The organism is Cytobacillus sp. C11.1, assembly GCF_058145115.1.
In genome coordinates this window covers 3,181,920-3,202,314 of record NZ_CM176935.1, presented here as the reverse complement: position 1 = coordinate 3,202,314, position 20,395 = coordinate 3,181,920, and the positions used below count along the sequence as shown (strand labels likewise).

Below are 20,395 nucleotides of genomic sequence, written 5' to 3'. Positions count from 1 at the left end.
TCCTCTTTAAGAAAAGCTTTTTTCTGAAACAGTAAACTGCCTGATTGTTTCCAGGTTAGGCTCGTAGCCGAGACCTGCTTGTTCTGGTACTCGAATCATTCCATTGTCAACGGTCACTTCCGGTTCAATCAGATCCTTTTCCCAGTAGCGGGAAGACGCTGCAGTATCGCCTGGCATCACAAAGTTTGATAGAGTCGTGAGGGCGATGTTGTGTGCACGGCCGATTCCTGATTCAAGCATCCCTCCGCACCATACCGGAATGCCGCGCTCCTGGCATAGATCATGAATTCGTTTGGACTCTGTTAACCCGCCAACCCGGCCAATTTTGATATTAATAATCCTGCAGCTTCCAAGCTCAATCGCTTTTCTGGCATCCTCATAGGAATGGATGCTCTCATCCAGGCATACCGGTGTTTGAAGCTCACTTTGCAAAGCAGCATGGTCGATAATATCGTCTGATGCCAGCGGCTGTTCGATCATCATTAAATCGAACTCATCCAGCTGTTTTAACAGTTCAATATCCTCCAGCCTGTACGCAGAGTTTGCATCAGCCATCAGCTGCACATCCGGAAAATGCTTGCGGACTTCCCTCATAACCTCAACATCCCAGCCGGGCTTGATTTTGACTTTGATCCGCTTATAGCCTTCATTCACATGCTCTTCAATCAGCTTCAGCAAATCATCAACCGTATCCTGAATACCAATGCTGATTCCTACTTCTATTTCATTGGCCGTCCCGCCAATCGCTTTCGCCAGCGGAATCCCCTGCTGCTTGGCATATAAATCCCAAACAGCGCCTTCGAAAGCTGACTTCGCCATATTGTTTTTGCGTATGTAAGATAGTGTTTCTGAAACTTCATCAGGATGACGGATCTCTTTATTTAATAGGTCAGGAATAATAAAGTCCTCTAGCATATGCCAATTCGTTTTCAACGTTTCTTCATTGTACCAGGGAGAATGAAAAGCAACGGATTCTCCCCACCCGCTTAAGCCGTTTTCATCCTTTGCTTCCAGCAGAAGAAACTCTTTATCCTGAAACGTTCCGAAGCTTGTTGTAAATGGAGTTTTCATTCTCATTTTCATATGACGCAAAACGACTTCTGTCACTTTCATTTCTCTTCCCGCCTTTTCGTGTTAGTTAAGCTGCAGTTCGTCTCTTTGAACCAGTACATAGTAATGCACGAGTCCTTCTTGTCCTTTTATAACACTGGCCATCGCATATCCCTGAGCGAATAAACGCTGCAAAATCTCTCTCGTTTTAAAGCGCCAATCCATGGCCAGTTCGTAATTATGGGTTTTAATTGCCTGGAAATTTGTTGGAATCGGGACGAGCACTGGTCCCCATGTCTTTTCCCATTCTGTATTTAATAGAACCGGAAAGTCGTCCTCAGACACGCCCCATTCAAACGGGTCCCATGCAGAGTCCGCATCAATCCTTATTGGTTCCTCCACATGTGAACTATTAATCCACCATTCTACCTTTAAACGGTCCGTCGGAAGGCCATGATTCAAGCTGTCATCCATTTCCCCATAGCAATTTTCTACATAGGTGGAGCAGACTGCATGGAGCTTGGAAAGATTCAAATAGGCATTCCGGCTTTCAAGCGGATCGAATGTCCACGTGATCAAGTCGTACCCCATCTCGGAAGCTATCTCCTTCTGCTTCTGTTTAAGAAGGGCGCCCAACCCTTTATCCTGATGATCGGGATGAATGCCAAGCATGTGGGAGCAAAGATAGCTTTTGCCCTTGTTAAAGCCCGCAAACCCATAACTGAAACCAATCAGTTCATCTTGATAAAAGGCACCAAGCAGCAGGCCTCCATTCTGGGCAGCTGTGATGGTTTGATGAACAGGAAGCGGATCCATGTTCCAGATGTCATGCTCCAACTTTTGAACAAGATTCATATCGGAGGCTGTATTAAGAACTCGCAATTCAATACTCTTAGTTGCCGTTACTCCCATTTTTGTCTCCCCCCAATGTATGCAATAATGTTCTGGCTAAAATTTCAATCCCTGAATACATAGCATCCCGATTGAACGTCATCTTCGGATGATGAAGCCCCGGCTGCAAATCACAGCCCAATCCGAGCATGGTCGCCTTGATGTTCGGTTTCTTCAGGGTATAAAAATGGAAATCCTCTCCCCCTGAAGTGACAATCGGTTCCCTTAATTGATCCGCACCAAGCACATCCACAACGGCTTTCTCCATAAAACGCTGCGCCTCTTCATCTACCTCGGCTGCAGCCACATCTGCTTTTGTCTCTAACGTGATTTTCACACCATATAATTTGGATAGGTAATCGGTGATCGTCTCAATCTTTTCAGATAGAGCAGCAATGACCTCATTGGTTTGTGCCCGCAGGTCCAGACTGAAGGAAGCTTTCCCTGGAATGATGTTGCCAGAATCACTGCCTGCATGAAACTTGGTCATCTTTGCTGTATAAGGAACCATTGGATCCAAATGAATGCTTTTAATTTCATTTACAAGAGATGCGCCAATTTCAATCGCATTCTGGCCTAAATGCGGGCGTGCGCCGTGTGCATCCTCACCGATAATTTCACCAGTCAGGAATCGGGCTGCACCATGGTAGATGGCTGCGGATGCCTCTCCATCCCTGATTTCCTGGATAGGCCGGAGGTGAACACCGTATAAGTAATCCACATCATCCAATACACCATGCTCAATCATCTTCAAAGCGCCTGTTCCCTTTTCCTCAGCCGGCTGAAAAATAAATTTCAGTTTCCCTTTTGAAGGAAAGCCTGCTTTTTGAAGTAGCAGCATCGCTCCAAGCCCCATGCTCATATGGGCATCATGGCCGCAGGAATGATTGGCCTGAAACTTGCCATCTACCTCCTGCCATAGCGCATCCATATCCGCTCGCAGCGCCACACATGGGCTGCCTTCCCCGACCTCAGCAACTAGACCGGTTGAATCGCCAAACACCTGAACATCAAATCCGCGGCACTCCAGAAAGGTCTTCAAATACTCCGTCGTTTTGTACTCTTTCCAGCTCGATCTCCGGATTTTCATGCAAATGGTTAAACACACAATCAATCGTCGGTTTTATATCTTCTATATATTCTCTCAATCCAACTTCCCTCCCGGCTGAATAAAAAAGTGGTTACTATCCAATTTCTCATATTGTTCTCTTCGCTTCGCAAATCGCTCCCTGTCCTTAATGGAAACACCTGCAATCACCGCATTTAAAAATGAAAATAGCGCTGGTGCCGCATCAATCGTCGACTTTTCCGATGAATGAATATGAAAAAGCAAATCCGCATGCTCCTTAATCGGGGCAATACTCGAATCCGTTATTCCAATTACAAAAGCGCCTTGCTTTTTAGCCAATTCCGCCAGTTTGATCGTATCCTTCATATAGCGGTCAAACGAGATCGCAACAAATGTCGATCTCTCATCCATATCGCTAATCGTCAGCAGCAAATCATCCGTATCCGGGCGAATCAGCTTTGTATGGCCGCGAACAACTCCGAGTGTGAAGGCCAGCCAGCTTGCTGCTGAAAAGGAAGACCGCAAACCCGTAACATAGACCTTCTCAGACTCTATTAAACGGTTAACCATCCGATCAAAATCTACCTCACAAATTTTTTGTATGGTTTCCCGAATATGCAGGAGATCCTTTTCCATTACATTGGCAAAGAATTGAGGCTTCTCCGCCAGCTCCACCTTACTCGTAAAATACTGACCAAGCGTGCTATTGGTTTGCAGCAGCTGCTCGCGAACCATCTTCTGAAGCTCTGAATACCCCGAAAGATGAATGGAGTAACAAAATCGAATCACCGTTGTTTCACTGACACCGATTCTCTTTCCAATCTCCCCTGCTGACTTCACGGCAAAATCCTTTGGATGATCCAGCAGATACATTGCTGCCTTTTGCTGGCCTTTGGAGAGGTTATTAAACTCTTTTTCTATCGTTTGTTTTAAGATCATGTAGTTTCACCTTCAAGAATGAAGTTTATGCTGTATTTTTATATTTTTTGAAGTTCCGACTTCATTTTTATAAAATTAACACAATTTTTACTTTAAAACAATAAATAATTCTGAAAATTTTAAAATAAAAAATGGACACGCAATCGGGTGTCCACTAGCATCGTCCGGTACAAATACATTCGGAGAAACATCTTCCTTAAATATCTCTGTTGTGCCTTACCCTACACTCATATTTTATAACCCTAAATAAAGTAACTTTTCCTTGTTCCATAGAGCTGCTAACAATATTTTTTAGGGATAGAAATTAGTTTTAAAAAATAAACTTCTCAGTTGTTCGCAGATCAACTTTCTTTTTAATATAGTGTAAACCTTTTGCATAAAAAAATTCAGGCTACAAACATTATGCTTATTACTATTAAAATTAGGAGTGGTTAATGTGGTAAATATATTAGAAACATTCGTGGACACCATGAAATCACTGACTGTTCAAGACGAAGACCAGCCTCTTCATGTCGGAGAAGTGATGGCTTGCTGGATTTACTTAGCGGGACTTGAATTAGCTAAAGTATCTGTTCAATCCGCTATAAATACAACGACAGATGAAGAGCTACGAACACTGCTGGAAGAAGATATGAAACTCGGCACCAGCCAAAGGAAACGACTCCATGATTTTATGATTAAGGAAGGAATCACGTTACCTCCTGCCCCTGAAGATATGCCAATATCAGATCCTAACAGTATTCCTCTTGGTGTTAAATTAACTGATGACGTCATTGCAAATGAATTATCTTTAAAAATAGTTAGTTTGATTATGCGTGCGGCGGGTGCTGCTTCTGAATCGGTTCGTACAGATGTTAGTGTATTGTTTGTTCAGTTTCAAGCAGAAAAATTGGCCTTCGCTGCTAGATTAAAGCAGGTAATGCGCAAGCGTGGGTGGATTAAAGTCCCACCATTTTACGTTCCTCCTGGCCTCAACAACCATTAAGTTAAAACCTTCAAAAATAAAAGGGGTTAAAGACAAATTAGTCTTTAACCCACACTAGTACAGCAAAACCTGCTTTGAAGGCGGTTTTTTTTGATTCAGCTTCAATCTTGCATTGCGATGAAATTGGCTGCAAAAGCAAAGCAGTGACTCTTCCTGGCTTCCAGTTATATTTTTTTATCTTTTCTAATTGCACCACCTTTTACTCTCTTCATTAATTACCTTTTACTCTCTTCATTAATTAATGGGAATGAAAAATGCTGCGATGGCTGGTTTGATGATCGAAAGCTGCAGCCAGATGTTTATGCTTGCATAAAGTTATAATTAAACTATAACAAAGCGTAGGTGAAATTTGTTGATTCGTTTGCTTCTTATTATAGTTATATCTATTCTTGTAATAGGTTGCACTAACATTGGTAATAAAGCATATGAACAGGGAAAGAAAATATCTCCTATTCAAACAGAAAGTCAGACCTCACCTAAAATTATTCTTCTTGTTATCGATTCAATGATGGATGAGCCGTTAAAAAAGGCTATCCAAGAGAAAAAAGCTCCTGCTCTGGCCTTCTTTTTAAAACATGGACAATATAGTAAAAATTTAGTAAGTTCCTATCCAACCATGTCGGTTACAATCGACAGTTCTTTAATAACTGGTACTTACCCGGATAAGAGTAAGATTCCTGGACTCGTTTGGTTTGATAATGATAAGAAGCAAATTATCACTTATGGAAATGGTTTTTTTGAGATCATGAAACTCGGAGTTTCCCAATTTGCTGAAAATATCATGCATCAATATAATAATGTTGACCTCAGTCCAAATGTAAGAACCATCCATGAAGATCTGAACAATATTAAAAAAGATTCAGCATCCATTAACGCATTTATTTACCGTGGAAATTATCATCATACCCTTAAAGTTCCAAAGTTGATAACAAAAGTGAGCAATCTGCCTGAGGAATATGAAACACTTGGACCAAAAATACTGTCTTTAGGTGCATTTATACGCCAGGACCCTAAGAATAATCACATTGTCAATCGTATAGGACTTAATGATGCCTTCGCGGTTCAAGAATTAAAATATCTTTTGGAAAAAAATATTCTTCCTGAATTTACAATCCTGTACATTTCAGGTAATGACTTCACTGTACATAGGAAAGGTCCAAACACAACAAAAGGAATTGAAAAACTTGATAAGCATCTTCAAGAGGTCTTGAATATTTTTCCAAAATGGGAAGATGCCCTTAATAATAATATCTGGGTTATCATTGGAGACAGTAATCAGTCACCTGTCAATGAACGGAAAAAAGAAGCTTTAATAGATCTAAAAGAAATCCTTTCTAAATACAGAATTTTAAAGCTCGGTAAGCCTGTTTCAAAAGACGATGAAATTGTTATTACAGCTAATGAACGGATGGCATATATCTATAAAATTAACAAAAGTGTTTCTGTAAAAAATATCGCCAGAAAATTGCAAACTGATCCTCGGATTGCCTGGATTGCATGGAAGGAAAAAGAAATAATACATGTGATATCTGGAGATCATGGGGGATCCTTTAAATTTAATTCAGGTGGAACCTATAAGGATGTTTATAATCAAGCCTGGTCTATAAAAGGAAATACCTCCATTCTCGATTTAACCTTAAAGAACAAGAATATTCATTATGGGGATTATCCTGATGGATTAGCAAGGTTATATGGAGCTATGCATTCTCAGGAAGGTGAATTTCTTATTGTTGACGCAAAACCTGGGTATGAATTCATTGGAGAAAGTTCACCTGAACATTCCGGTGGTGGTGCCCATGGTTCAATGCATAAAGAGGATTCACTAATCCCCATCATTGTAACAGGAACCAATAAAAGTATCGATCATATGCGGATTGTAGATTTGAAAAAATGGATGTTGGATTTTTGGAATGATTGAAATTTATGGATCGGATTTTTATATTAGGAGTCATTTTTCATTAATTATCACAATGGTCCATTGTATTAGGGTTTTGAATTTCGGAAGAAAATAAGAACAAATTTTGACGTGGCTTTATTGTTAAAGGAAAATCATGATTTTCAGTAATTATTTTATCTTATTCAACAATCTTGCCCGATTGTTGAATAAGATGACTGGCGTTCTTTGGTTTAATTGTGAGTTCTTTAGTTGATGTTAATGCAAGCTTTTGTTAAAATACATGGAAAATTTTTGAAGTGAAGAAAGCAGAATTAAGCGCGATATTGGTATTATTAGGAGTTTATCCTGCAGCAACTATTACAGGTTATATCGTGCCTTGTGCTTAAAAAACTTAATTGATAAAAAATCCTCAAATTTTTGCCGCTGTACCTCATTAAATACAAATTCTTCATTAACCTTAGTTGAAGTTTACTTACTAATTTCCTTTTATTTCAAAGCAGATGCACTTTTATCCTCGTATGTGGCTTCTTCCAGCGTTCTTGGTGCAAAGCAATCTCCTATTTGCCAAGCGAGACATTATCAACTGTCCTTATTCAAAAATCTGTTTTCAGCTGCTGCTCACCTGCTCCCAGCGACCGCAATTTTTCAAAATATCTTTTCATATTTTTAGATTTTAAATCATAAATTATTTTCGTCACACAAATAGTGTATGATACATAGTATAAACCATATAGTGTATGACATATAGTATTTAAAAGTGAGGTGGATAAATGAGTTCTTTACTGAATTCGTTAACGACAGAGCTAAGGAGAGGTACGCTGACATTAGCTGTATTGAGCCAGCTGCGGACACCACAGTATGGATATTCTCTTGTTCAGTTACTGGAAGACTCAGGAATAAATATTGATCAAAGCACCCTGTATCCCTTGCTTCGCCGTTTAGAAAAACAGGAATTAGTGACAAGCAGCTGGGACACATCGGAGAGCAGGCCGCGTAAGTATTATGTGTTAAGTGAGTTTGGATTAGAGACCTTTTTGCAGTTAAGAAAGGAATGGATAAATAACTCAAAACAACTTTTTGGTCTATTAAAAGGGGATGAGGAAGATGAATTTAATTGAGATTTATATACAGGAAGTGACTCGCCGGCTGCCTGAGAAAAATCGTGCGGATATCGCACTCGAGCTGCGCTCAACGATTGAGGATATGCTTCCGGATGAACACAATGATGAGGTTATAAAAGACGTTCTAAAGAAATTGGGAAATCCTGCAGCATTAGCGAGCGGATATCGGGATCAGCCGATGCATCTGATCGGCCCGCGCTATTTTGATGTATATGTATCCTTATTGAAAATGATATTTCCCATTGCAGCGGCAATCGCACTAATTTCCATTGCGGCTGAATTTATTATTGGTTTTAGCGGAGAAGAAACGGTTATGAACCTAATCCTCCACTTTATGGGTGAAGGAATTTGGAGAGTCATCGAAGTGGGAATTCAAACCTTCTTCTGGCTAACGGTCGTCTTCGCCATTATGGAACGGGTTGATAAAGAAAAAGAACAGCACCCCTTATCAGCAAGTTTAAAACCTTGGACCCCTGAGGACTTAAAAAACATCCCCTACATCCCTAAGAAAAAGGCCATTACAAAATTTGAGGTATTCGGAAGTTTAATGTGGACAGCAATATGGGCAACCTTCTATTTTTATGCCGACCGCCTGATTGGTATTTATGAAGGTGGCGGAGACGGATTAGATTTTGTGATTGCAGCATTTAATCAAAAAGTCTTACTTGGATTTTGGCCAATTGTTGTCTTGATCATCGCACTGGAAGTCGGGTTAGCCCTCTACAAATTATTCCAGGGTCAATGGACCAGAAAAATAGCTATCTACAACACATTTCTCGAAGTGATGGCAACCGTGGTTTTCATCGTTCTCCTTTTAACTCCAAGTCTGATGCAGCCCGAATTTATCAACTATATGGCTGATTTGTCCTCCATAACAGCCACAAAATTTGAGACCTGGTTCATTGGCAGTATTATTATCACATTTATTATTTTTGCGGGTATAAATATTTTTGATGGGATACGGAAGGCCAGGATCCATCAAGATAATTAGTTTGCATCGTGCCTGCTCCCTGGTTTAGTCAAATGAAAGAACAGGCACGATTTTTAGGAAATTCGTTGTTCCGGAAGGTAATGATGCTATTTGATCGATGAATTATAAAAGATTGCCAGGGCTAATTCAACATTAACCCTTTTTTTAAAAATGATGATTTTACCGGAATTATGTATAATAAAATAAAGGAGGTGAAATACAATGGAACAAATACTTAAAGCTATACAGCAGCTTGAAAAACAAATGAATAACCGCTTCGATAACGTCGATCAAAGGTACATTGAGGTTGATCACCGCTTTGATAAAGTCGATCAAAAGTTCGCTGAGGTTGATCAGCGCTTTGATAAAGTCGATCAAAAGTTCATTGAGGTTGACCAGCGCTTTGATAAAGTCGATCAAAAGTTCATTGAGGTTGATCAGCGTTTTGATGAAGTTAACCAGAAATTAGCAGAAAATGATAAACGGTTTGGAGAAATGGATCAGAAGCTTGACCGCATAGAAACAACTTTGAATACAATTGCACAAACCTCAACCGATGATACAGTCTCCATCCTAAAGAGAATTGATATGAACACCAAGAATATGAATAGAGATATTGAATACCTATCCAAACAAGTAGGAAAGCATGAACTATACTTCAATAGGATTAATAAGAACTGAGTTCCTTTAATCTTCTATACTTAATCTACGCTTCGTTTCTTCGGAAGTCTTCTTTTTATTTTTCGTAATATGACCCAGTAAAGCTGCAGGGATAATTTTTATTAGTCTTTAGCCAGGCCTTTATATAAGTATTTTAGTCTGTGTAAAAAGTGCCTGTCCCCTAGTCCGGTAAAGCTATACAAAACTTGGGGACAGGCACTCGTTTTTAGGTCAGCGGCCTTTCCTTTTGCGGCGCAATCTGTTCCTTTTCCTTAAAAAACAATTGTTTTGTTTTCATGAACAATAATCCGGTCTTCTAAATGCCATTTAACCGCTCTGGCAAGAACACTCCGTTCAATCGAACGTCCGCTCTTTTTTAGATCATCTATCTGATCCCGGTGGTCAACACGCTTGATATCCTGTTCAATGATGGGTCCTTCGTCCAGATCGTTTGTAACATAATGAGACGTTGCCCCAATTATCTTTACTCCGCGCTGATAGGCTCGATCATATGGCCTCGCCCCAACAAATGCGGGGAGGAAAGAGTGATGAATATTAATGATCTTGAATGGATGAGCCTCTACAAAAGCCGGCGTCAAAATCTGCATATATCTTGCTAATATGATTAAATCAATATCAAATTCTTTTAAAAGCTGCAGCTGTCTTTCTTCCACTTCCTGTCTATTTTCTTTGCTTGCAGGTATGTAAAAGAATGGAATTTGCATGGATTCTGCAATTTGTCTTGATTCCTCGTGATTGCTCACAATAAGAGCGATGTCGGTAAGCAAATCACCGCTTTGCCATTCCCATAACAGTTCACGTAAACAATGAAGTTCTTTTGATACAAAAATAGCTGTCTTCTTCAATTCATACACAAATGCCAGTTTCCATTCCATTGAGAAGGTTTCTGCGATTTCCTTAAATTGACTTCTCATCTCTTCTTCCTTCGCCTGTAAACCAGGACATTCAAATTCGATTCGGATAAAAAAGGTGCCACCCTCTGGATTTGTCGAATATTGATTCGACTCGATAATATTAGCCTTATGCTGGAACAGAAACTGGGATACAGCAGCCACAATTCCCGGCTGATCGGGACAATTGATAAGCAGCCGCCCTCTGTTTTTTTGACTTTCTCTAAATGCTTGAAGTTGATCTTGAATAGCTGAATTCATATGAATCTCCTTTTTTAATTTTAGTATCTATAATAGACTTAATGTTATGGTTTTGAAAGCATTTTTTTTATAAATTTATTTGGTTTTAAGGGATAGTAAGCTTAGAGTAAAGCTTAAAACCCTGGTTCCAGCACTTTCAATGGGATGGACAAAGCGGCGTTTCTTGATAGGAATGTATACTAGAAAAAGCTGCTCGCATAAACGGCAGCTCTTTTTAAAAGTTTGGCTCTTTTCTAAAAGATTGTTGTTTTTTTATGGTTTTATGATTAAAAAACAAAGAGTGTAGAGAGGTTGATTTCCGCTCCAGGATGCTCGCTTTCCGCGGGGCGGGCGATGAGCCTCCTCGGCGCGCAGCGCCTGTGGGGTCTCACCTGTCCCACTCCTCCCGCAGGAGTCTCGCACCTTACGCTCCAATCAACCAACCTTATTTTTCTTTGTAAAAAAAGCAACAAAATTTGCGAATAAAGTTAAATAGGTTCATGATTGGATTCGACCTTTCAGAAAAGGAATCGTGTCTATCCTGCAAATAATAAAGGTGCCCTCCTACGGTGAGTTAATTTTTAAACACACCGAGGATTGACACCTCTTTGGCAGTCCCTTTTATCGCAGATTACAGGGTAGTAACACCCCCGGTGATGAAGGTTTCATTTTATTTCGCAACCGATGGTTTTTCATCCTTTTGCGGCTGGCTATTCTGAATGCCCAGTTTTAATGAAATCATCATTCCTTCATATGTGGCTTCTTCCAGTGTTCTAGGTGCTAAACAATCTCCAATTTGATAAACTTCGGGAGCCAATCCCTTGATTTGTTCATATAACTCCACATTTGGCACGCGGCCTAGCGATAGGACAATAGAGTCCCAATTTTTCATACTCTCTTTTTCATAGGAAAATAAGTTACGAATAACCACTTCGTCATCCTTTATTTCGCCTAAATCATAGTGCGGAATCATATTAACCTTTAATTGATACAGCTTCTTTAGGTACTCATTTCGCAAGTACTGATGGACTTCCTCCCCAATGTGAAGCTTCGAAGAAATCATCGTTACCTGATGGCCTTTTTCTGCTAAATCGATTGCTGCTTCAATTGCTGGCCAATCCCCTGTAAAGTCAAATACTAATACATTTTTTCCGATTTCTTTCCTTCTATCGTTGAATAATTGATCTGCCGTCATGACTCTAGGATCATCAATTCCAGGGATGTTCGGAATATAGGGTCTTGAACCAACCGCACTGATAATCATATCAGGGCCGAGCTTCATGATATCAGAAGGCTGTATGCTGCTGCAAAGGTTCACTTTTACATTACTTCCGGCAAGGCTTCTGGTGAAGTTATCCAGCATGCTCTCAGCAAGTTCATGTCTCATCGGAGCACGTCTTAATGTACGCAATAAACCTCCAATTTCATCAGCCTTCTCTGCTAATAGCACCTCGTGGCCTAATTCATCAAGTGTAATGGCCGCTTTTAAACCCGCCGGACCGGCACCAATGACGAGAACTTTCTTTTTCTCTCTTGGAGCCTTCTTCAGAGCTTCAACTTCCTTTTCTTTGCCTGTTGATGGATTCTGGACACAGCCAATAACCAATCCTTTATGATAATGGCCAATGCATGCTTGAAGACAGCCGATACAAGCATCAATTTTTTGATGGTTTCCTGATTTCGCTTTATTAGGCATTTCCGGATCAACGATTAAGGAACGAGTCATCCCCACAACATCCGCTTTTCCCCCTCCGATAATCTGCTCTGCTTCCACAGGATCGACAATTCTGGAGCCAACAAAGACCGGCACGGCACCCGCCATGCGAATTTTAAATGCTTGTGGGGTAAGGTAAGCATGCTTAATGGGTGATGGCGGCACAATATGGGTGGAACCTGCATATGTACTGGAATCCCCGGCAGTAACATCTATAAAGTCCACCCGGACACGATCCACCAAATATTCAACAATTTTAACGGCATCCTTTACATCCGTTCCATCCATCGTCATTTCATCTGCACTCATTCGAATACCGACCGTGAATTCCTCACCTACCTCCTCCCACACTCGTTCCATGATATCAACAATAAATCTCATTCGATTTTGGAAGGTTCCCCCGTATTCATCCGTGCGAAGATTGGTATGCTCCGACCAGAACTGTGCTGGGAGATAGCCGTGTGAACAGCATATTTCTACCCCATCCAGTCCCCCGGCCTTTGCTAATTTGGCAGATAACGCAAAGCCATCAATCACTTCTTTAATTTCTTCCACACTCATAGGTCTTGGCATGGTGCCGAATCGCAGACTTGGAATAGCAGAAGGAGCCCAGGCTGCCCCCTTATATTCACTCGAGACAACTTCCCTTCCCCCATGAAACAATTGCTGAAACACTTTTGTTCCGTATGAATGGACTTCATTAGCCAATTCCAAATAAGCAGGTACGACCTTCTCATCATATCCGGCTATCGTATTCGTTGTCAGCATCCCCGATGGATGAACTGCCGCAGCTTCGAGAATCAGTAATCCAGCTCCGCCTTTTGCCCTTTCAACATGGTAGGCTGTCATATCAGGGGTTGGAATTCCGTCGATTACATGATTGGTTTGATGGGCTGTACTTAAGATTCTATTGTTTAATTCCGTATTTCCAATCGAAACCGGGCTAAATAAGTGCTTAAATTGTGACATGATTTAACACTCCTTCGAAAGCTTTTAATTATATAACAAGCAAAAATCATGCCAAACATTTTCCAATCCTGTTTCTTTCAGGTAAATTGGTAAAAATGCATCATTTAAATAAAATTCTTAATTTTCACATAAATAATGTTATACAATAATCTAGAGATCGAACCTTTTTTGCATCAACTGTTGCAAAAAAGGTTCATATCCATTCAGCGCTAGCCGAATATAAGTTTAAATCCATCATTCAAGATATACATAAGTCTTTCCGATGCAAAATGTGTTCAAAATTTTATTAAAAGGAAGTGCAAAAATGATTGATCATAAAAATAAAGCTGTGCCTGTTTTAGATCATGTCCAAATAAAAGAATTAGAAAAATGGCTCCCTTTTCAAAAGCATCCCATTGTTATTGTAGATAAGGATTTTAGATTAATGGGTGTGTTGAACAAAGAACGTTTTTGGAGAAAAGCAGCAGAAGGAGGAAATGAAGCAATCGAAACATGCACGAACTTCCGCTTCCTAAGCATTCAATCACTGTCTGACACTGCGGAAGATGATCCCCAGAAATATGATTACTTTATCGTCGAAGAAGACCATCACTATTTCTGCTATAGCGCAAATGATCTATCGGCATGGCATTATTCGCAGAAAATAAATGGGCTGATGAATATCAATCAATCTCTGCAAGAGGAATTGGATCGAGCGCTCAGAAAAAATAGAGATCTGAAACAAATCCTTAATTCTTCTTATGATGAAATTTTTGTAACAGATGCAGAGGGCAATGTTTTATTTGTCAGTGATTCCTGCAAACATTTTACCGGGCTTCCTCCTGAAGCTTATACGAATAAAAATATCAGGGAGCTGGTACATAAGGGCATTATTAATGAGTCTGTCACATTGAAAACCATGAAGACACTCACAGTCCAAACAGCTGAGCAAAAATACCCGAATGGAAAAACTGTTCTGGCAACCGCTAAACCTGTATACGATGACGAAGGAAGGTTATATCGAATTGTGACGAATTCGCGGGACATTTCAGAGCTTGCAGAAATGAAAAGAAAATTATTAGAAAGCCAATCCATACAGCAGGAAACACAACCCGTCATTCAGCATACCATCGGCGAAAAACGGTTTATTACGCAGTCAGCAAATATGATTTCCGCATTGAAGTTAGCGGAAAAAATAGCTCCTTTGGATTCCTCCGTCTTTATTCATGGTGAATCCGGTGTCGGGAAAGGTGTTTTAGCCAGAATCATTCACTTGTATAGCCCGAGAAAGGAAAAGCCATTTATACAAGTGAACTGCGGTGCGATTCCTGAAAGCTTAATAGAATCAGAATTGTTTGGCTATGAAGCGGGAGCCTTTACTGGGGCAAGTAAGCGCGGAAAAGCTGGTATGGTTCAGATGGCTGACGGCGGCACCCTATTTTTAGATGAAATTGGAGAAATGCCTTTGGAACTGCAGGTCAAGATTTTACATTTAGTACAGGATAAAACCTTTAAAAAAGTAGGCGGTACGGATGAAAAAAGAGTTGATATCCGGATCATATCTGCGACTAATAAAAATCTGCTGCAAATGATCGAAGAAAAAACCTTTCGCCAGGATCTGTATTATCGATTACATGTTGTCCCTCTCCGCATTCCGCCTTTACGGGAGCGCAAAGAAGATATCTTATTATTAACGGATTATTTTCTTGAACATTTTAACCAAAAGTATTCGCAATCGGTCGAATTAGATATAAATGCAAAGCTATTTATTCAGCTGCAGGAATGGCGCGGAAATGTACGGGAATTAGAAAATTTTATGGAACAAATGGTTGTTACGGCTCAGAAACCAACGATATGTATGGAAGATTTGCCTTTAGCCATGAACCAGCACATTCACCATGACATTCCCTCCCCTTCTCTCCTTATGCCTTTAAAGAAAGCAGTTGAAGAAACAGAAAAGCAAATTCTCTCCTATGCACTAACGAAGTATAGCTCAACAAGGAAAATAGCCAGAGCCCTTGGAGTGAATCAAACGACCATCATGCGGAAGCTACATAAATACCAATTGACTCAAAATAAAACAAGTGAATCATAAATTAACAGAATTTTTAGAATTGGCACGGAAATTGCATTGTATTTGATTGAATTAACTAGATGAAAGGGAGTGAAATGAATGGGTGAATTACTTTTTTCTTTTGGCTATGGAGGGTCACTAATCGTTCTAGGTTTCATTACAAAAGTATTTGTTCGAAAAATGGAAGCAGATATCGTTTCCAAACAGACAGAAATAAAGGAAGAAAAGGTGGGGATGTAATTGATTTTTACCATTGGTATTATTGTTTCATTTATTCTATATGTCCTTATCGGGATTGTCCTATCTAAGAAAGTAAAAACGTCAGAGGAATATTATGTTTCAGGCAGACAGGGATCCACCTTAATGGTTACTGGGATGCTCGTTGCTTCGTTTTTGAGTACTGTTTCCTTCATGGGAGAAGCGGGATTTTCATATGAAGGATACCCTATTCTTCTGCTGATCCTGGTTATATTCAATGCGACAGGTTATGTTATTGGTGTCTTCTTTTTTGGACGATACTTGCGGAGAAGCAAATCCTTAACGGTTCCTGAATATTTTGGTAACCGCTTTCAATCCAATAAAGTGCGAATGGCTGCTGCGATTACAACGATCCTAGGTATAACGGCATATTTAGTTGCTGTTACACAGGGAGGCGCTTTGCTGCTATCTGAAATCTCAGGCGTCTCCTACACCGTCGCTTTACTCATTATGTGGCTCGTATATGCTTCCTTCACCATCCTTTCCGGAGCAAAAGGAGTAATGGTGAATGACACCATCATGTTTTTCCTGTTTTCATTAGCTACTTATATTTCCTTCCCTTTTATCATTAACAATGCGGGCGGTTTTCCGGATGCGATTGTAAAAGCGGCCACCAATCCGGATCGGCCAGATTTATTAAGCTGGCATGGCATCACAGGACCAAACGCTTATATGGGTGAACCATGGGAAGCACTGATTTGGGCCATTATATTAGGGTTAGTCTGGTCAGCTGTCATTGCGATAAGCCCTTGGCAAAGCAGCCGTTACTTAATGGCTAAAAATGAACATGTAGCTATACGATCCGGTGTTTTGGCAACGGTTTCAATTATAGCCATTTACCTCTTCCTTCATCTCAGTATTTCAACCATCACAACAGTTAAAGCGGATATTAACCCGACTGAAAAAGTATTTATCTGGGCTGCCATGAATATGGTGCCGAAATGGCTGGGGATTATCATCGTGAGTGGTATTATGGCTGCAGCCTTATCATCCTGTGCAAGCTTCCTTCAATTAATTGGCAGCAGCATTACCAGAGATATAATGGAACAATCCAGGAATAAAAAATACTCAGACCAAAAACTGCTTCGCATAAGCCGGATTTCTATGATCATCACCAGTATTGTCATCTTACTCATCGGGCTTTGGCAGCCGCCGTCCATCATGTGGATTGGCTATTTTGCAGCGACCCTATTTGCGGCCTCGTGGGGACCAGTCGCATTTGCAAGTGTCTTCTCTAAAAAAGTAACCAAAACAGGAGCTCTATGGAGTATCATTGCCGGATTTTTAGGTGTTGTACTCGGAGAAACGCTTAAAAAATTCGGAGTGGTTCTTCCAGTCTATTTTAATCCTGTTATTATTGGTGTGATTCTTAGTTTACTTGCTTTATATTTCGGATCTAAATTTGGGGATATATCCATAGAAGAACGAAACTTTCAGGAAAACATTTTGACTCGTCCATTAGAAGATAATGAAAAAGAAGAGATGAGGATAACGAAAAGGTATCCTACGATTTTAATAGGCAGCGGCATAGCTATTATTATCCTTACCTTTGTGTTTTATTATTGGCCTTTGACTCTGGCTATGTAGAAAGAATAAAAGCACCCACCTGGGTGCTTTTAAAATTATTTTGCTCTTTGAATTAAAGAATCCATAGAATGTCTCTTTAACGAATCAGAAACTTCTTCCTGACTTAATTTTTTGTTTGCATACATCGGTTCATCCCTAAATATTCTACTATCCATTTCTTTTAATTTTGGAGATATTATAGGTTTAAAACTCATTTGTGCTAAAACATCCTTTACAAGGTCAATTCCTGGAGCTATTTCGGTTAACACCAGACCTTCCTTTGTTAAAACAAAAACAGCGCGCTCAGTAACATACATTACGTCTTGTGCATTTTCTGCTGCATAGCTACCACTGTAAGTAATTTGATTTACTTTATCAGTAAACTTATTTATTTTTCCTTCTTCTACTATTGAAAGCTTGCCGCTTTCTATCTCTACCTTTAAGCCACCGCCAGTAAATGTTGTACAAAAAACAACTTTCTTAGCAGATTGGGTAATATCTATAAAACCTCCACATCCAACTGTTTTTGAACCAAATTTTGATACGTTTACATTTCCGTTCTTATCAACTTCGGCAGCCCCCATAAATGTAATATCTATACCTGCTCCATGATAATAGTCAAATAGATATTCATGCTCCAAAATCGCAGTTGCATTTCGTGCTATTCCAAATTCATTGGCCCCAATAGGAACACCGCCAATAATACCAGATTCAAGAGTAAGCGTTAATTCCCTGTTTAATCCTTCCTCATTCGTAATGGGTCCAATTACATCTCCTGGTATACCAATCCCTAGATTAACCACGGCTGAGGAAGTTAACTCCTGAACAGCCCTTCTGCCTATCACTTTTCTAATATCTAAAGGAATATGAGCTAGGCTTTTGTCCGGTGTCCGGATATCTCCTGAAAAAACCGGAGAGTAAACTGTACTAGGAACTTGTCTATGTTCTGTTTCAGGATCTTCAACAAGTACATAGTTATCTACTAAATAACCAGGCACTACTACATCTTTTGGATGAAATGTATCTTTCTTAGTGTAATATTTTACTTGCGCAATCACTTTTCCCCCAAAAGCTTTTGCAGCTTGAGCCGCAGAAAGAATCTCTAATTTTAAAGGTTCCTCTTCAGTTGTTATATTTCCATTTTCATCGATGCTAGTTCCGCGAATAAAGACATAATCAAATGGGATAGATGGATAAAGTAAAAATTCTTCTTCATTAATGTTTATTAATTTAACCATGTCTTTTTGGGAATAAGTTTTTTGATTAAATTTTCCCCCTTCTATTCGGGGATCAACAAAAGTACCTAATCCAACTGGTGAAATTTGTCCTGGCATTTTATTAGCCATGGCCCTCAATAGATGAGTCAGTTGTCCTTGTGGCCAGCAGTAACATTCAATTTTATTTCCCTCTATTAATTTCCGCATTTTTGGCGCAAGACCCCAATGTCCTCCAATCACACGGGAAATAAGCCCTTCTTCCGCAATATGTTCTATCCCATTAGACTTATCGGATTGACCAGCTGTGTGAAAAACCGTAAGATTATTGGGTTGCCCTGTACTTTTAAAATTTTCACCTATTGCTCGTAAGATTTTATCACATTGACCCATTCCACCAAATCCAACTAAAGCAATTGTACTGCCATTTGAAATTTCCTGGGCAAGATCAAAAGCTTTTACCATTTTAACCATTTTTCTCTCCCCTTTAGACTGTAAAAGTCGTATTAACTGTAAATTTATCCTCGCTTACCCATTTGCTTAAAACTGATTAAATACTCTAGAAATGTGAATTTTGAACAGGTAAGACAGAAGCAAAGATATTTTGTCATTGCCTACATAATTGATGGGAGCCACGTTGAGAAAAATGGAATTAAGCTAATAATCAGTACATCTACGAACAAAATAGCTACAAAAGGAATAATAGCCTTTGTAATTTGTTCAATCTTAATTTTGGATATTTGTGTGGCAACAAATAAATTAATCCCAACCGGAGGGGTAATTAGCCCTATTGCCAAGTTAACAACAACAATGATTCCAAAGTGAATGGGATCCATTCCTAAACTAGTAGCGATTGGGAGTAAAATTGGAACAAAGATTAAAATAGCTGCGGCTGCTTCCATGAACATGCCTACAACTAATAAGAAAACGTTTACAATTATAATGAAAACATAAATATTTGTGGTGAAATCCAAGAATACCTCAGACACAAGTGATGGAATTCTTAATCGGTTAAGTACGAAACTTAATAATCCAGCCGTTGAAATAATAACCATAACAATAGAAGTTGTAACTGCAGATTCCTTAAATATTTTAGGAATCTCCTTCCACTTAATTTCCCGATAAATAAACACTCCAACAATAAATGAATAAACAACCGCTACTACCGCTGCTTCTGTTGGAGTAAAAATACCACCATAAATTCCGCCAAGTACAATAATAGGCATTAATAACGATAATATCGCACTGTTGAAAGATTTAGCTGTATCTTTTATAGATGCTTTTTCTACACCCAAATACCCCTTTCTTTTTGAAACGAAGTAAGCAGAGATTAATAACGAGCAAGTAATAACAATACCAGGAATAATACCAGCAATAAACATATCCCCAACCGACTGTTTAGCAGCAATACCATATAAAATAAGCGGTATACTTGGAGGAATAACTACTCCAAGTGCACCTGAAACTGCTTGGTTGGCACTAGCAAAATTCACATGGTAACCTTTGGCGATCATCGCAGGAATCAAGATAGAACCAATTGCTGCAGTGGTTGCTGCTCCAGAACCGGAAATAGCCGCAAAAAACATAGACGTTATAATAACTACCATTGCAAGCCCGCCTGTTATATGTCCTACCAGACTACTTGCGAAATTGACCAGCCTTTGGGAAATTCCACCTGTTTGCATTAAATAACCTGCCAATATAAAGAAAGGTATGGCCATTAATGGGAATGAGTTAATAGCATTAAACATTTGCTGGGGCACAAGCTGCAAGGGAGCTAATCCCCCGATTCCTGCAACTAAAGCAGAGGATAAACCTAAAGCTATTGCAATTGGAACACCAATGAAAAAGAAAAATACCAACGAAATAAATAGTAAGGCTACCATAT

General features: G+C 39.6%; 16 protein-coding genes and 1 pseudogene. 8 read left to right on the top strand and 9 right to left on the bottom strand.

Going from position 1 to position 20,395, the window contains the following annotated elements; genetic code table 11:
* Nucleotides 1–6 precede the first annotated feature (6 nt).
* From menC to AC3ZVC_RS15860, 4 genes and pseudogenes are all read right to left on the bottom strand, one after another.
* Nucleotides 7–1,113 (bottom strand): o-succinylbenzoate synthase, encoded by a 1,107-nt coding sequence (menC, locus tag AC3ZVC_RS15875; protein ID WP_490064178.1) that lies wholly within the window; start codon nt 1,111–1,113, stop codon nt 7–9.
* A gap of 21 nt (nt 1,114–1,134) precedes the next feature.
* On the bottom strand, nt 1,135–1,962 hold the full coding sequence (locus AC3ZVC_RS15870) for a GNAT family N-acetyltransferase (RefSeq protein ID WP_490064177.1): 828 nt from the start codon (nt 1,960–1,962) through the stop codon (nt 1,135–1,137).
* Nucleotides 1,943–3,089: pseudogene (locus tag AC3ZVC_RS15865) on the bottom strand (M20 peptidase aminoacylase family protein). The gene AC3ZVC_RS15870 and the pseudogene AC3ZVC_RS15865 overlap by 20 nt, the downstream one beginning before the upstream one ends.
* Nucleotides 3,086–3,949, bottom strand: a complete 864-nt coding sequence (locus AC3ZVC_RS15860; protein WP_490064176.1) for a MurR/RpiR family transcriptional regulator — start codon at nt 3,947–3,949, stop codon at nt 3,086–3,088. The pseudogene AC3ZVC_RS15865 and the gene AC3ZVC_RS15860 overlap by 4 nt, the downstream one beginning before the upstream one ends.
* A 436-nt stretch (nt 3,950–4,385) precedes the next feature.
* Between AC3ZVC_RS15860 and AC3ZVC_RS15855 the strand changes: the two genes are divergently transcribed.
* Nucleotides 4,386–4,934 carry a DUF3231 family protein gene (locus tag AC3ZVC_RS15855; RefSeq protein WP_490064175.1) on the top strand — a complete coding sequence of 183 codons (549 nt, stop codon included), beginning with the start codon at nt 4,386–4,388 and terminating at the stop codon, nt 4,932–4,934.
* Between the two features lie 37 nt (nt 4,935–4,971).
* Here the strand turns inward: AC3ZVC_RS15855 and AC3ZVC_RS15850 are convergent, their stop codons facing one another.
* Complete coding sequence (locus AC3ZVC_RS15850; RefSeq protein WP_490064174.1) at nt 4,972–5,130, bottom strand: hypothetical protein; 159 nt, start codon at nt 5,128–5,130, stop codon at nt 4,972–4,974.
* A gap of 156 nt (nt 5,131–5,286) precedes the next feature.
* Between AC3ZVC_RS15850 and AC3ZVC_RS15845 the strand changes: the two genes are divergently transcribed.
* From AC3ZVC_RS15845 to AC3ZVC_RS15830, 4 genes are all read left to right on the top strand, one after another.
* Entirely contained in the window at nt 5,287–6,852 is a 1,566-nt protein-coding gene (locus tag AC3ZVC_RS15845) for an alkaline phosphatase family protein (RefSeq protein ID WP_490064173.1), read from the top strand.
* Between the two features lie 749 nt (nt 6,853–7,601).
* Nucleotides 7,602–7,949 (top strand): PadR family transcriptional regulator, encoded by a 348-nt coding sequence (locus tag AC3ZVC_RS15840; protein WP_490064172.1) that lies wholly within the window; start codon nt 7,602–7,604, stop codon nt 7,947–7,949.
* On the top strand, nt 7,936–8,943 hold the full coding sequence (locus AC3ZVC_RS15835) for an HAAS signaling domain-containing protein (RefSeq protein WP_490064171.1): 1,008 nt from the start codon (nt 7,936–7,938) through the stop codon (nt 8,941–8,943). Before AC3ZVC_RS15840 ends, AC3ZVC_RS15835 begins: the two co-directional genes overlap by 14 nt.
* A gap of 201 nt (nt 8,944–9,144) precedes the next feature.
* The gene (locus AC3ZVC_RS15830; RefSeq protein ID WP_490064170.1) at nt 9,145–9,603 is read left to right on the top strand and encodes a hypothetical protein; all 459 of its coding nucleotides are present in this window, start codon (nt 9,145–9,147) and stop codon (nt 9,601–9,603) included.
* Nucleotides 9,604–9,854: 251 nt separating this feature from the next.
* On the opposite strand, the gene purU is transcribed toward AC3ZVC_RS15830, so the two are convergent.
* Nucleotides 9,855–10,754: a formyltetrahydrofolate deformylase gene (gene purU, locus AC3ZVC_RS15825; RefSeq protein ID WP_490064169.1), complete on the bottom strand. Its 900-nt coding sequence runs from the start codon at nt 10,752–10,754 to the stop codon at nt 9,855–9,857.
* A 649-nt stretch (nt 10,755–11,403) separates the two neighbouring features.
* Nucleotides 11,404–13,416 (bottom strand): oxidoreductase, encoded by a 2,013-nt coding sequence (locus tag AC3ZVC_RS15820; protein WP_490064168.1) that lies wholly within the window; start codon nt 13,414–13,416, stop codon nt 11,404–11,406.
* A 304-nt stretch (nt 13,417–13,720) separates the two neighbouring features.
* On the opposite strand from AC3ZVC_RS15820, the gene AC3ZVC_RS15815 reads away from it, so the two are divergent.
* From AC3ZVC_RS15815 to AC3ZVC_RS15805, 3 genes are all read left to right on the top strand, one after another.
* Nucleotides 13,721–15,490, top strand: coding sequence for a sigma-54 interaction domain-containing protein (locus tag AC3ZVC_RS15815; protein ID WP_490064167.1), 1,770 nt, complete (start codon nt 13,721–13,723; stop codon nt 15,488–15,490).
* A gap of 78 nt (nt 15,491–15,568) precedes the next feature.
* A complete protein-coding gene (locus AC3ZVC_RS15810; RefSeq protein ID WP_490064166.1) occupies nt 15,569–15,709 on the top strand; it encodes a hypothetical protein in 141 nt (46 codons plus the stop codon).
* On the top strand, nt 15,710–17,314 hold the full coding sequence (locus tag AC3ZVC_RS15805; RefSeq protein WP_490064165.1) for a sodium:solute symporter family protein: 1,605 nt from the start codon (nt 15,710–15,712) through the stop codon (nt 17,312–17,314).
* A gap of 35 nt (nt 17,315–17,349) precedes the next feature.
* On the opposite strand, the gene AC3ZVC_RS15800 is transcribed toward AC3ZVC_RS15805, so the two are convergent.
* Both AC3ZVC_RS15800 and AC3ZVC_RS15795 read right to left on the bottom strand, forming a co-directional pair.
* Nucleotides 17,350–18,981, bottom strand: coding sequence for an acyl CoA:acetate/3-ketoacid CoA transferase (locus tag AC3ZVC_RS15800; protein WP_490064164.1), 1,632 nt, complete (start codon nt 18,979–18,981; stop codon nt 17,350–17,352).
* Between the two features lie 140 nt (nt 18,982–19,121).
* On the bottom strand, nt 19,122–20,393 hold the full coding sequence (locus AC3ZVC_RS15795) for a TRAP transporter large permease (RefSeq protein WP_490064163.1): 1,272 nt from the start codon (nt 20,391–20,393) through the stop codon (nt 19,122–19,124).
* Nucleotides 20,394–20,395 lie beyond the last annotated feature (2 nt).